Origin of the sequence: Mycobacterium asiaticum (genome assembly GCF_001673635.1) — a bacterium.
Taxonomy (GTDB): Bacteria; Actinomycetota; Actinomycetes; order Mycobacteriales; family Mycobacteriaceae; genus Mycobacterium; species Mycobacterium asiaticum_C.
Genome location: NZ_LZMH01000055.1, coordinates 58,558 through 71,121, shown reverse-complemented (window position 1 = coordinate 71,121; position 12,564 = coordinate 58,558). Strand labels below are relative to the sequence as shown.

The following is a 12,564-nucleotide window of genomic DNA, read 5'->3' as shown; positions in this document are numbered from 1 at the left end:
GTCAGGCGCGTGACCGTGAGCTCAGGTCGGTGACACCGGCCGGCGGCAAACCGGCGGCGTGTTCGAGGACATCACAGAAGGCTTGGACGTGGCTGCCCACGTCGGGGGTGGTGGCCGTCCAGGAGGCCCGCAGTTCCAGTTGATGGGCGCGTGGCGGGCCGGAGATGTCGCCGTAGCGGACCGACGTGGTCGCGGTGACCGTGCCGCCCAGCGCGGTCATCTGTTCGGTGTGCGACTCCAGCGCCTCGGCCAGCCAACTCCACGCCACCTCCGGCAGCAGTGGGTCGATGGCCTCGTGCGAATCGAGGTCGGCCTGGATGTAGGCCACCAGGCGGATGGTGCCATCCCAGGCGTCGGACCCGTCCGGGTCGTACAGCAGGATGAGCCTGCCGAAGGCGTCGCCCTCGGACCGCTCCGGGACGATGTCCAGGTCGGGGTGTTTGACCTCAGCTCCCAGCGCGTAGCTGAACGGTGCCAGGCGTTGCGGGGGACGGATGGGGCCCAGTTCGATCTCCGGCCGCACGGTGACACCGTTCATGGCCGCTACCGCTTCGCGGAATGGCTCAGGTTCGACGGCGGACGTCACAGGCTTCGACGGTAGACCTATGTCCCGACACGCGCTAAAAGGCGCGCCGAACCGCGCTTAGCTGTCGGAGGCGTCAATAAACCGTGCGGGCCGCTTCTCGCGGTGCGCCGCGAGCCCTTCGCGCACGTCAGGGCCACTAAACCCGATGAATTCCAGCCCCAGCGACGTCTCGAAAGCGGGTGCAAACATGCGGTACCAGTGATTGAGGCTGTGCTTGGTCCAGCGGATCGCATTCTGGGCGCCGGCGGCCAGATCGTTGGCGAGTCGTGTCGCGGTGGACAACACGTCCTCGTCGTCGACGCACGTGGAGACCAGGCCGATGCGTTCGGCCTCTTCGCCGGACAGCGGCTCGCAGGTGAGCAGGTAATACTTCGCCTTGGCCATGCCGACGAGCAGGGGCCAGCAGATCGCGGCGTGGTCGCCGGCCGCGACGCCGAGCTTGGTGTGCCCGTCGATGATCTTTGCTGACCTGCCGGCCACCGAGATGTCCGCCAGCAGGGCCACCACCAGCCCGGCCCCGACGGCCGGGCCCCTGATCGCCGACACCACCGGTTTGCCGAAGTTGACCAGGTTGAGCACCAGATCGCGGGCCTCGCGCATGATCCGCAGGCGACCTTCGTAGTCGCCGATCGTCTCGTCGATCAGGTCGAAGCTGCCGCCCGAGGAGAAGGCTTTGCCCTCACCGCGCACCAGCACGGCTCGGACCTGAGGGTCGCGGTCGATCACCGGCCAGATGTCGGCCAGATCGCGGTGCATCTGCGGGCCGACCGAATTGAGACCGGGCGCATCAAGGACGAGATTCAGCACGCCGTTGTCGTCGGGTTCGCAGCGCAGACTCCGGAAGTCGTCATAGGTTGCAGGCATCGGCCTTGATGGTACGGAATGGCTGCATGGCAGCATTGAGGCCAGTGAATACTTCTGCTCCTACCCGCCGGGACCTCCCGAAGTCGCCCTATCTGGCCGCAGTCGCCGGCCGTGAACCCAGCCGCGTTCCGGTGTGGTTCATGCGGCAGGCCGGGCGCTCGCTGCCCGAATACCGCGCGCTGCGCGAACACCACCGCATGCTGGACGCCTGCTTCGAACCGGAAGTGGCCTGCGAGATCACCCTGCAGCCGATCCGCCGCTACGACACCGACGCGGCGATCCTGTTCTCCGACATCGTGGTGCCGCTGCGCGCCGCGGGCGTGGACCTGGACATCGTTGCCGACGTGGGTCCGGTGATCGCCGACCCGGTGCGCACCACGGCCGCTGTCGACGCAATGAAACCCCTTGACGCCCAAGCAATCCAGCCGGTGCTGGATGCGGTACAGCTGCTGGTCGCAGCGCTCGGCGATGTCCCCCTGATCGGGTTCGCCGGCGCTCCGTTCACCCTGGCCTCCTACCTGGTGGAGGGCGGCCCGAGCCGCCACCACGCCCGCACCAAGGCGATGATGCTGGCCGAGCCGGCCACCTGGCATGCGTTGATGGCCAAGCTGGCCGACCTCACCATCGCGTTCCTGCGCGGGCAACTCGACGCCGGGGTGGACGCCATCCAGGTCTTCGACTCGTGGGCCGGGACGCTGTCGCTGGCCGATTACCGCAATTTCGTGCTGCCGCACAGCGCCCGCGTTTTCGCCGAGCTTGCCGACTACGGCGTGCCGATGACGCATTTCGGCGTCGGGACCGCCGAGCTGCTGGGCGCCATGTCCGAGGCGGTGCAGCCGGGCCGGGCCCGCGTCGTGGGCGTGGACTGGCGCACTTCGCTCACCGACGCTGCCGGCCGGGTGCAGCCCGGCACGGCCCTGCAGGGCAACCTCGATCCCGTCGTGGTGCTGGCCGGCTGGCCGGTGGCCGAGCGGGCCGCGCGCGCCGTCGTCGAGGACGGGCGCCGCGCCGTGCAGGCCGGGGCGGCCGGGCACGTCTTCAACCTCGGGCACGGCGTGCTGCCCGAAACTGACCCCGGCGTGCTGACCGACCTGGTGGCGCTGGTCCACTCGCTATGACCAGCTCGTATTGCATTGTCGGCGGCGGGATTTCGGGCCTGACGGCCGCGTACCGGCTGCGGGCGGCGGTGGGTGAAGACGCGACCATCACGCTGTTCGACCCGGCCGACCGGCTGGGTGGGATCTTGCGCACCGAACTGGTGGGCGGCCAGCCGATGGATCTGGGCGCCGAAGCTTTCGTGCAGCGGCGGCCCGAGGTACCCGCGCTACTGGCCGAGCTGGGGCTCGGGGACCGGCAGCGCACCACCACCGGTGTGCGGCCGCTGATCTACAGCCAGGGACGGTTGCACCCGTTCCCCGCCGAAACGGTGGTCGGCATCCCGTCCTCGGCGTCGTCGGTGGCGGGTCTGGTTGACGAAGCCACCCTGGCCCGCATCGGCGCCGAGTCGGATCGTCCGCTGACCTGGCAACCCGGGGCCGACCCGGCGACGGCCGAACTCGTGGCAGAACGCTTCGGCGAGCAGGTGGTGACCCGATCGGTCGATCCGCTGCTCAGTGGCGTGTATGCCGGGTCCGCGGCGACGATCGGTCTGCGGGCGGCCGCCCCGAGCGTGGCCGCCGCCCTGGACCGGGGCGCCGAGACCCTGACCGAGGCGGTGCGGCAAGGCATGCCGCCCGCCACCGGCGCACCCGTGTTCGGCGCCGTCGCCGGCGGCTACCAGGTGCTGATCGACGAACTGATCGCCCGCAGCGGGCTGCGTTGGGTGCGGGCCGGGGTGTCCAGGCTGGAACCGGGCTGGGAACTGCACGACGACACCGGAGACCGCTGGCACGCCGACGCCGTCATCCTGGCCGTCCCGGCACCGCGGCTGGTGCGCCTGCTCGGCGACATCGCGCCGCGTTCGGTGGCGGCCGCGCGCCGGGTGAACAGCGCCTCGTCCGCGGTGACGGCGCTGGCCGTACCGGCCGACACCGCATTCCCGCAGTGCTCAGGCGTGCTGGCCGCCAGCGGTGAACCGTTGCGCGCCAAGGCGATCACCCTGTCATCCCGCAAATGGGGGATGCGCGGGGACGTCCAGCTGCTGCGCCTGTCGTTCGGGCGCTTCGGCGACGACGTCGCCCTGCGCGCCTCCGACGACGACCTGCTGGGCTGGGCGTTGAGCGACCTGGTCGACGTGTTCGGCCTGAGCGTCGAACTCCTCGACGCGCGCGTGCAACGCTGGATCGACGCGATGCCGCAATACGGCCCGGGTCATGCGGGCCTGGTGACCGAGATTCGGGCCGGGTTGCCGCCGACGCTGGCGGTGGCGGGCAGCTACCTGGACGGCATCGGGGTGCCCGCGTGCGTGGCGGCCGCTGGCAAGGCGGTCACCAGCGTCGTCGAGTCCGTGCACGGGCAAGTGGCACGATAGGTGCCATGGCACGCCTCGACTTCGACGCCCTCAACGCAACGATCCGCTACCTGATGTTCTCGGTGTTCTCGGTGCGGCCCGGCGAGCTCGGTGACCAGCGTGCCGAGGTGATCGACGGGACCGCGACGTTCATCAAGCAGCAGGAAGAGCGGGGCGTGGTGGTGCGCGGCCTGTACGACGTTGCGGGGCTGCGCGCCGACGCCGACTTCATGATCTGGACCCACGCCGACAACGTCGAAGCGCTGCAGGCGACCTACGCCGACTTCCGGCGCACCACCGCGTTGGGCCGGGCCAGCTCGCCGGTGTGGAGCAGTGTGGCGCTGCACCGGCCGGCCGAGTTCAACAAGAGCCACATCCCGGCGTTCCTGGCCGGTGAGGAGGCCGGCAACTACATCTGCGTCTACCCGTTCGTGCGTTCCTACGAGTGGTACCTGCTGCCCGACGAGGAACGCCGCCGAATGCTCGCCGAGCACGGCATGGCCGCCCGCGAGTACAAAGACGTCCGCGCCAACACGGTCCCCGCGTTCGCGCTCGGTGACTACGAATGGATTCTGGCCTTCGAGGCCCCCGAGTTGCACCGCATCGTGGACCTGATGCGGGAACTGCGCGCCACCGATGCGAGGCGGCATACCCGGGAGGAGACGCCGTTCTTCACCGGGCCGCGCGTGGCGGTCGAGCAGTTGGTGAACGCGCTGCCATGACTCAGACGACCACGCCCGGCCCCCGCGATCCCAGGGACCCCGCCCGCTTCGAAGACAGCTATCTCGACCAGCGCCTGGCGCACGGCCTGCCCGCGGCCACCCCGTGGGACATCGGCGGCCCGCAACCGGTGGTCCAGCAGCTCGTCGCGCTCGGCGCGGTCAAAGGCGAGGTGCTCGATCCCGGCACCGGCCCCGGCCATCATGCGATCTACTATGCCTCGCAAGGTTTTTCGGCTACCGGCATCGACGGTTCGGCCGCGGCGATCGAGCGGGCGCGGGAAAACGCACGGCAGGCCGGGGTGACGGTGGACTTCCAGGTCGCCGACGCGACCAAACTGGACGGGCTGGACGGGCGATTCGACACCGTGGTCGATTGCGCCTTCTATCACACCTTCAGCACCGAACTGGACATGCAGAAGTCCTATGCGCAGGCCCTGCATCGGGCCACGAAGCCCGGCGCGCGGCTGTACATGTACGAGTTCGGTGAGCACGACGTCAACGGCTTCCGGATGGTGCGGGCGTTGTCCGAGGAGGACTTTCGCGACGTACTACCCGGCGCGGGCTGGGAGATCACCTACCTGGGCCCCACCACCTACCAGGTCAATCTGAACGCCCAGACCATCGAGGAGATGGCCGCCCGCAATCCTGACCTGGCCGAGCCGGTGCAGGTGGTGCTGGACCGGTTCCGGGCCATGGAGCCGTGGCTGGTGGACGGGCGGGTGCACGCCCCGTTCTGGGAAGTGCACGCGCGCCGCGTGGATTAGGCCTGTTCCGGCACCAGCTGCAGCGAGATCGAGTTGATGCAGTAGCGCTGGTCGGTGGGGGTCGGGTAACCCTCGCCGGCGAAGACGTGGCCCAGATGACTGTGGCAGTTGGCGCACAGCACCTCGGTGCGGACCGTGCCAAAAGAATGATCGGGACGCAGGATCACCGCGTCGGAGCTCGCCGGGTCGTAGAACGACGGCCAGCCGCAGTGCGACTCGAATTTCTCGGTGCTGCGGAACAATTCGGCACCGCAGGCCCGGCACTGGTAAATGCCCTGGGTCTTGGTGTTGGTGTACCGGCCGGTGAATGGCGGCTCGGTGCCCGCGCGCCGCAGCACGTCGAATTCCTGCGGGTTGAGCCGTTTGCGCCACTCGTCGTCGGACAGCTGCAGCTTCGGACGCGCGATGTCGGTCACGTTGCGCCGCTCCTTCCCAGATCTGGTGACGCCACGGATGCTGCTTCCACGCTAGCGCGATCCTCCTCGTGGGTGAGCCACGACGGATCAATCCCGCCGTCCAGCCGGTTCTCCGCCTTGGCATCGGAGTAGCGGAAGTACAGCACGGTGAACGTCACGATGAGCAAAAGGGACCAACCGTAAGTGATCTTCAGGTATTCCAGGGCCCGCCCCCAGCGCATCCAGTTGAACAGCAGCCAGCGGTCCAGCGTCATGAAGCCGTAGATTCCCAGCCAGGCGGGCCAGCTGCGGATCACCGAATTCGGCAGTACGACGGTCATCAGGAACGGGAACAACATCATCGAGTAGTAGCCCTGCGCCAGGGACAGCACCAGCCAGGACCACAGCAACAACACCCCCGAGGAGGTGGTGAACCAGAACCGTGGGTCGCGGGTGCGGTAGTAGCGGTACAGCAGCCACAGTGCGCCGATGGCGATCACGGTGAACAGCAGCCGCAGCCCCACGATCAGCCAGGTGGGCAGGCCGAAGTACACGCCGTTGCCCTGGATGGAGCTGTTGAAGTAGTCGCGGGTGCCCAGGATGTAGGGCAGCGTGCGGGTGAAGAAGTCCATCGGGTCGGGTACCAGTGGCAGAGCCGCCGCATTGATGACCAGCGGAACCACCAGTGCTGTGGCCAGCGCCCGCCACTGCCGGTTGAGCAGCGGCAGCAGCAATAGCGGACCGAGCAGCGGTTTGAGCACCAGCGTCAGGCCGATGGCCAGTCCGGCCCACCACTCGCGGCTGGCCCTGCCGTCCAGCAGCCACCTCAGGAACAGCACCTCCAGCAGCAGGATGCAGCCGTTGATGTTGGTGAAGACCAGCGTGTTGGTCACCGTCTCGGTGCAGAACATCGCCAGGATCAGTGCGGGGGCGGCCACCGAGGACAGGGTGAAGTTGAACATCCGCAGCAGCAGGTATGCGGCGACCAGGATGGCAATGGTGTTGATGGAGATGAACAGATAGCGCGACGGCGCGAACGGCAGGTAGCCGAACGGCGCCATCAGCAGCGTGCCCCCCGGCGGGTAGAGGTAGTGCGGGTCCACGTAGTCGAAATGCTCGTTGTAGATGTCCCAGCCGTGCCGGAAATTGAGCACCGCGCGGTACACCGGCTTGAAGTCGTCGGTGATGTTGCCGTTGGTGGTCAGCACGATGCTGCGGTGCAATACCGACATGATCGCCGCGGGCCAGAGCACCGCCCGCAGGACGGATGCGGTGCTGTGCGGGCCGGGACGGAATGCGGCCTGCACGGATTCGCGGAGGCCGGTTCTGGTCGAGTCAGCTGCCGTCACCAGCGCACCGTACACCGCAAACCGGTCGGGCCCTCGGCCAGGGATCAGGCGGGGCAGTACGTGTCGGTGCCCGGCAACTTGCCGCTGTCCAGGTAACCGACCAGCGGCGGAACGGCGCACGCCGAGTAGATGCTGGCCCCGTGCCCGATGCCCTGCCACATCACCCGCTTGCTGGCGGCGTTGGCGTTGATCACCGTGGCGGCCGTCGCGGCGACGCCTTCGTTGCCGACGATCGGGTCGTTCTGCACGCCCATCAGCAGCACGTCGACCTTGAGTTCCTTGGGCGCCTGCGGTGTCGAACCGGTGGGCCAGTGCACGCACTTGACCAGGTTCAGTGCGGCGACGGTGCCGAACTGGGGGTAGAGCTTGGCCCAGGCGACCACCAGCTCGCGGACCCGGTCGGGGGTGGGCCGGTTCACCGCGTCGCTGCAGGTGTTGACGAACTGTCCGTCGCTGTCTTGGGTGGCTTCCGCCCGGTTGATCAGGTTGTTCAGCTGGTTCATGTCACCGGAGCGGGCTGCGGCCAGCGCATTGGCCAGGCTGGTGGTGTTGCTGACGCGGTCACCGGCGGGGAAGCCCAGGGCGGTGGTGATGGCCCCGACGACCGAGGCCACCGAAGCCTGGCCCAGCCCCCGACCGCTGCGGGCGGTGTTGAGCAGGTCGCTGACCGCGCCCTTCGGGTCGGGGCCGAGCGCACACGTCACGGCGATGCACTGCGCCGCGAAGGCGTCGAGCGCGGCCTGCTGGCCTTTGACCTGCTGTTCCGCGACGGCCTCCGCGCTGGCTCCCAGGGCGACCGGCGAGTCCAGGATCAGCCTGGCCACCTTGTCCGGACGCGACCCGGCGTAAGTCAACGCCACCTGGGCACCGTTGCCCACCCCGACCAGCGCGATGGCCGGCACGTCCCAGATGTTGCGCAACCGCTCGATGTCGTTTGCCGCGTGGGTGTTGTCGTAGGCGGAATCGCCGGGTGCGATGGTATCGGTGCAGTTGGTGGTAGCGGTGTTGGAGACCTCGGAGAGGTTTGCCACCGGGTCGTCACCGGTCTGGAATTGGGCCTGGTCGCGCATCTCTTCCCGGTCCAGCCGGTCGCGGCAGTCGATCGGGCTGGACATGCCGATACCGCGCCGGTCGATCGACACGATCGGATGCGCGTCGAGCACGTCGGCGCCCGCGCGTGACAACCAGACGGGAAGCTGGGTTGAGGATGCGATGTCGGACCCGGTGGTGAAGACCAGCGGCCCGGCGTCCTTGGGAGTCTTGGCGGAGCGGGCCCGCACGACGCCGACGCTCACCGAACCGGAACCCCCGTTGACCGGGTCGAGGTCGGCGTCGAAGCTGGCGCACTCTAGCTTGACGCCGGGTGCGCCCGGAACGCCGGCGTCGGAGTTGACCTTGGCGGTGCAGTCGCGCCAGGACAGGTCGTTTTTGGGCGCCGCGATCGGCGCCGGACCGGAAGGCGGCGGTTTCGGCGTGGACACGCCCTGCGGCCGGGCTCCGGAGTTTGTGGCGAACCGCGGGTCGGCGCCGAACACCGGGACGCATCCGGTCAGCACAATGCTGACCGCCATCACGATCGTGGCGGACGCGATGCGCCGATTCATGCCGACCACAGTAGCGGGACCGCCCGACTGGTCCTCTACGTAGCGCGTGAATACCGCGTGTAGAGGTAGCCGGCTTCGTCGGTGATCACGTGGCCGCAACGCATCCGGGTCTGCAGCTGGGCGGTTCCGGACGCGATGCGGTGCGCCGACCCGCCGACCAGCAGCGGCGCGATCGTCAGGCACAGCTCGTCGAGCAGGTCGGCCTCGATGAATGCGCCGAGCAGCGTCGGCCCGCCTTCGGTCAGCACCCGGCGCAGCCCGCGCGTCTGCAGCTTGGTCACGACGGCGGACACGTCGACTTCGTGGGGATCATTACCCGAGCAATCGATCACCTCGGCCGTGACCCCGTCGAGTTCGCGGCGCGCCGCCTCGGCCGCCGAAGTGCAGGTGAGCACCAGTGGCGGCACCTCGGTGCGGGTGAACACGGCCAGATCCCGGTCGAGGTGACCACTCCTGGTGACGACCGCCAGGGGCGGAATCTCGCTCTGGTTGCGCGAGCGCCGGTCTTCGCGCTGCGCACTGCTCAGCTGCACACCCGAGTAACCCTCCGAGCGCACCGTCCCGGCGCCGACGACGATCACGTCGGCGAGCTCCCGCAACACCACGAAGACGGTCCGGTCACCGGGTCCGGCCAGCGCGCCGCTGAGACCCTTGACCGTGGACCCGCCGTCCAGGCTGGCGATGAAGTTGGCACGCACCCAGCTGCCGGTCAACTTGGGCGGATACCCGTAAAACTGGTGCAGCTCTTGGTGGCCGAGCACGCGTTCGGAACCCAGCAACTGCAACGAGGTCTCGGCGTGGTGGCCGGCCGCCATGTCGGCCTCGAAGTCGGGCATCGCTCGATTGCAGCACGTCGCTACAGTGCGAGCATGCACGGGTCTACCTCTTCGGGCGGATCTGCGGCAGTTTCCCGGCTGGTGGATCGGCACCCATCGGTGTCACCCGAGCGGCTGATCGCCCAATTGCATCCACCGCCGACGTTTGCCGATGTGAGCTTCGCGACCTATCGGCCCGACCCGGCAGAGCCGTCCCAGGCGGCCGCGGTCGCTTCCTGTCAGGAGTTCACTCGCCAGGCGGCGGCGCGCCGGGCCGGCCGGAAGAAGCTGTTCGGCCGGCGGGAGGTGCTGCCCGGTGTCGGCCTGTACCTGGACGGCGGTTTCGGGGTGGGCAAGACGCACCTGCTAGCGTCGGCGTACTACCAGTTGCCCGGCGCCGGGCCGGGGGTGCCCGAGAATCCGAAGGCGTTCGCGACGTTCGGCGAGCTGACCCAGCTGGCCGGTGTGTTCGGCTTCGCCGAATGCATCGAGTTGCTTGCCGGCTACACCGCGGTGTGCATCGACGAATTCGAGCTGGACGACCCCGGGAACACCACGCTGATCTCCCGGCTGCTGTCCTCGCTAGTCGAACGCGGTGTGTCGGTGGCGGCCACGTCGAACACGCTGCCCGAGCAGCTCGGCGAGGGCCGGTTCGCCGCGCAGGACTTTCTCCGCGAAATCAACACGCTTGCAGCCATTTTCACCACCGTCCGGATCGAGGGACCCGACTACCGGCACCGCGACCTGCCGCCGGCCCCGCCGCCGCTGTCCGACGACGAGGTCGTCACCCGAGCCGCCGCGGCGCCGGGCGCGACCCTGGACGACTTCGATGCGCTGTGCGCGCACCTGGCCAGCATGCATCCGTCGCGTTACCTGGCGCTGATCGAGGGCGTTACCGCCGTTTTCCTGACTGGCGTGCATCGCATCGAGGACCAGAGCGTCGCCCTGCGGCTGGTCGCGCTGACCGACCGGCTCTACGACGCCGGCATCCCGGTGGTGGCCTCGGGCACCAAGCTGGACACCATCTTCAGTGAGGAGATGCTGGCCGGCGGTTACCGGAAGAAATACCTGCGCGCCACCTCACGACTGCTGGCGCTGACTACCCGGCCGCCCGGGTCATGACGTAGTCGTGCTCGACGTGAGCGCCCAGCCGAAACGTCCTGGTGCCGCTGACGGTAAAGCCGCTCTTGGCGTAGAAGCGTTGCGCCCGAACATTGTGCCGGTTGACCCCCAGCCACACCCGCGAGGCGCCCCATTCGGCTGCCACACCGAGCGCGGCATCCATCAGTTTCGTGGCCACGCCGTGACCATGAAAGTCGGCCGCCAAGTAGAGCTTTGACAACTCGACGCTGACACCGATCTCGTCAGTCTCGCGAATCAGCATGGCGTAGCCGACGATTCGGCCTTCCTCATCGGCTTTGAGAATTCGCCGGTGTGGATCATTCAGGTAGTCGGCGAAGCGAGCCGTGGACAGGTTGGCCTCGATGAATGCGGCGATGTCCGCCGCGGGCGCGTAGGGCGGGCACGCCAGTGGAAAGGTCTGCGAGGCAACGGCACTGAGTTCGACGGCGTCCGCCGCGCTCGCTTCTTCTATGCGCAGACTAAAGATTCCCGTTGCTCAAAGATTCCATTGCGCCAGGTGTTCGCCCGACTTCTTGTCCAGCAGGACGACCACGGTCACCGGATCGCGGTAGGCGTCCCAGTACACCCCGCCGCGCACGACCGATCCCTGTGGCGCGTTGGTCAGCGCGTTGTCCAGCCAATCGGGCGCATCGCACGGGCGCGGTTTATAGGCATCCGCGAAGGGCGTGACGCCGTCGAAGGCGAAGTTGGTGGCCAAGATGAACGAGTTCGGCACCCGCACGGCGCGAACCACGACGTCGGCTCGCGCTACCGAGCTGTCCGGAAAGCTCTTCACCGGAACGCCGCTGCGGGTGTAGCCGAATCCTGGTGGCGGGTCTACGGGTACGACGCTGGTCACGGTGACGTCGGCGACGTATGTGCCGGTGTCGACCCGCAACGTGTCGCCGAGGTGTCCGATCGGTGCGTCACCGGCGCGAGCGCGGGGGATCGCGGCGTCGACCGACAACATGCCCGCCGCGCTGACGAGGAACGCGCAAAGGACGATCAGCCAGCGGTGCATCTTTGCCTCCTGGGCTGCCGGTGCTGCGGACCTTCGCATGATTACACACCCGGCGAAGCCAAGGGGAGGGGTTGGCCGTCTCAGGTCCCGTTTGCCGCGCCGGCGATCGATTCCAGCGCGGCGACCAGGTCGGCCTCGACGCGTTCCTTGGCCGCACCGGCGCCGTGCAGCGGGCCGGCGCCGTCCTCGAGTTCGAGCAGGGCGAGCAGCAGGTGCTCGGTGCCGATGTAGTTGTGGCCCAGACGGAGTGCCTCGCGGAAAGTCAGTTCCAGCACCTTGCGGGCCGGCCCGCTGAACGGGATCAGTGCCGGGACTTCGGATGCGGCAGGCGGCAGTTTGACGGACTCACGCAACGCGTCGGTGTCGACCTTCTGCTGGTGCAGCAGCACGGTGGCGAGCGCGGCCGGGTCGCTGAGCACGCCCAGCAGCAGATGCTCGGGGGTGATCTGGGCGTTGCCGGCGTCGTGGGCGGCGTTCTGGGACGCCACCACCGCGTTGCGGGCCCGCGGTGTGAACCGGGCGAAGCCCTGCTGCGGGTCGAGCGGGGCGGGGTCCGCCTTCGGGACGAACCGCTTCTGCGCAGCCTGCTTGGTCACTCCCATCGCCTTGCCGATATCCGTCCACGAAGCCCCCGAGCGGCGCGCCTGATCGACGAAGTGACCGATCAGGTGATCGGCGACCTCGCCCAGGCTTTCGGCCGTCAAGACGGCGTCGGCCAGCTGGTCGAGCGCGTCGCTGTGCACCCGCTTGATGGCGTCGATCAACTCATCGAGGCGAACGGGATAGGCGATCGGAGTTGGCTGAACCATGCCGTCAACGTTAGGTTGACGCGATGAGATTTGTCAACCACAGGTTGACGGTCCCGCTCGAGAT

Annotated in this window: 14 protein-coding genes; 5 read left to right on the top strand and 9 right to left on the bottom strand. The window is 68.3% G+C overall.

The window, feature by feature from the left end; all coding sequences use genetic code 11:
* Position 1: 1 nt before the first annotated feature.
* Complete coding sequence (locus A5645_RS15975) at positions 2-538, bottom strand: DUF3000 domain-containing protein (protein ID WP_231123345.1); 537 nt, start codon at positions 536-538, stop codon at positions 2-4.
* A gap of 105 nt (positions 539-643) precedes the next feature.
* Complete coding sequence (locus A5645_RS15970; protein WP_065130214.1) at positions 644-1,450, bottom strand: enoyl-CoA hydratase/isomerase family protein; 807 nt, start codon at positions 1,448-1,450, stop codon at positions 644-646.
* A 26-nt stretch (positions 1,451-1,476) separates the two neighbouring features.
* Between A5645_RS15970 and hemE the strand changes: the two genes are divergently transcribed.
* From hemE to A5645_RS15950, 4 genes are read left to right on the top strand one after another with little or no spacing between them, the layout of a single operon-like run.
* Positions 1,477-2,568, top strand: a complete 1,092-nt coding sequence (gene hemE, locus A5645_RS15965) for a uroporphyrinogen decarboxylase (protein WP_065038200.1) — start codon at positions 1,477-1,479, stop codon at positions 2,566-2,568.
* Positions 2,565-3,920 carry a protoporphyrinogen oxidase gene (locus tag A5645_RS15960; protein ID WP_065130213.1) on the top strand — a complete coding sequence of 452 codons (1,356 nt, stop codon included), beginning with the start codon at positions 2,565-2,567 and terminating at the stop codon, positions 3,918-3,920. The genes hemE and A5645_RS15960 overlap by 4 nt, the downstream gene beginning before the upstream one ends.
* 5 nt (positions 3,921-3,925) lie before the next feature.
* Positions 3,926-4,621 (top strand): hydrogen peroxide-dependent heme synthase, encoded by a 696-nt coding sequence (gene hemQ, locus A5645_RS15955; RefSeq protein WP_065130212.1) that lies wholly within the window; start codon positions 3,926-3,928, stop codon positions 4,619-4,621.
* The gene (locus tag A5645_RS15950; RefSeq protein WP_065130211.1) at positions 4,618-5,385 is read left to right on the top strand and encodes a class I SAM-dependent methyltransferase; all 768 of its coding nucleotides are present in this window, start codon (positions 4,618-4,620) and stop codon (positions 5,383-5,385) included. The genes hemQ and A5645_RS15950 overlap by 4 nt, the downstream gene beginning before the upstream one ends.
* On the opposite strand, the gene msrB is transcribed toward A5645_RS15950, so the two are convergent.
* From msrB to A5645_RS15930, 4 genes are read right to left on the bottom strand one after another with little or no spacing between them, the layout of a single operon-like run.
* Positions 5,382-5,792, bottom strand: a complete 411-nt coding sequence (gene msrB, locus A5645_RS15945) for a peptide-methionine (R)-S-oxide reductase MsrB (protein ID WP_065130262.1) — start codon at positions 5,790-5,792, stop codon at positions 5,382-5,384. The genes A5645_RS15950 and msrB overlap by 4 nt on opposite strands.
* Positions 5,793-5,797: 5 nt before the next feature.
* The gene (gene aftC / locus A5645_RS15940) at positions 5,798-7,144 is read right to left on the bottom strand and encodes an arabinofuranan 3-O-arabinosyltransferase (protein WP_065130210.1); all 1,347 of its coding nucleotides are present in this window, start codon (positions 7,142-7,144) and stop codon (positions 5,798-5,800) included.
* Between the two features lie 29 nt (positions 7,145-7,173).
* Entirely contained in the window at positions 7,174-8,733 is a 1,560-nt protein-coding gene (locus A5645_RS15935) for an alpha/beta fold hydrolase (RefSeq protein ID WP_065130209.1), read from the bottom strand.
* Positions 8,734-8,768: 35 nt separating this feature from the next.
* On the bottom strand, positions 8,769-9,569 hold the full coding sequence (locus A5645_RS15930; protein WP_065130208.1) for a pyrimidine reductase family protein: 801 nt from the start codon (positions 9,567-9,569) through the stop codon (positions 8,769-8,771).
* A gap of 33 nt (positions 9,570-9,602) precedes the next feature.
* Between A5645_RS15930 and zapE the strand changes: the two genes are divergently transcribed.
* Complete coding sequence (zapE, locus tag A5645_RS15925) at positions 9,603-10,670, top strand: cell division protein ZapE (RefSeq protein ID WP_065130207.1); 1,068 nt, start codon at positions 9,603-9,605, stop codon at positions 10,668-10,670.
* Here the strand turns inward: zapE and A5645_RS15920 are convergent.
* From A5645_RS15920 to A5645_RS15910, 3 genes are all read right to left on the bottom strand, one after another.
* Positions 10,648-11,157, bottom strand: coding sequence for a GNAT family N-acetyltransferase (locus tag A5645_RS15920; RefSeq protein ID WP_216638320.1), 510 nt, complete (start codon positions 11,155-11,157; stop codon positions 10,648-10,650). The two genes, zapE and A5645_RS15920, sit on opposite strands and share 23 nt — an antisense overlap.
* 9 nt (positions 11,158-11,166) lie before the next feature.
* The gene (locus tag A5645_RS15915; protein WP_065120032.1) at positions 11,167-11,691 is read right to left on the bottom strand and encodes a hypothetical protein; all 525 of its coding nucleotides are present in this window, start codon (positions 11,689-11,691) and stop codon (positions 11,167-11,169) included.
* An 80-nt stretch (positions 11,692-11,771) separates the two neighbouring features.
* Positions 11,772-12,500, bottom strand: coding sequence for a Clp protease N-terminal domain-containing protein (locus A5645_RS15910; RefSeq protein ID WP_065130205.1), 729 nt, complete (start codon positions 12,498-12,500; stop codon positions 11,772-11,774).
* Between the last annotated feature and the right edge of the window lie 64 nt (positions 12,501-12,564).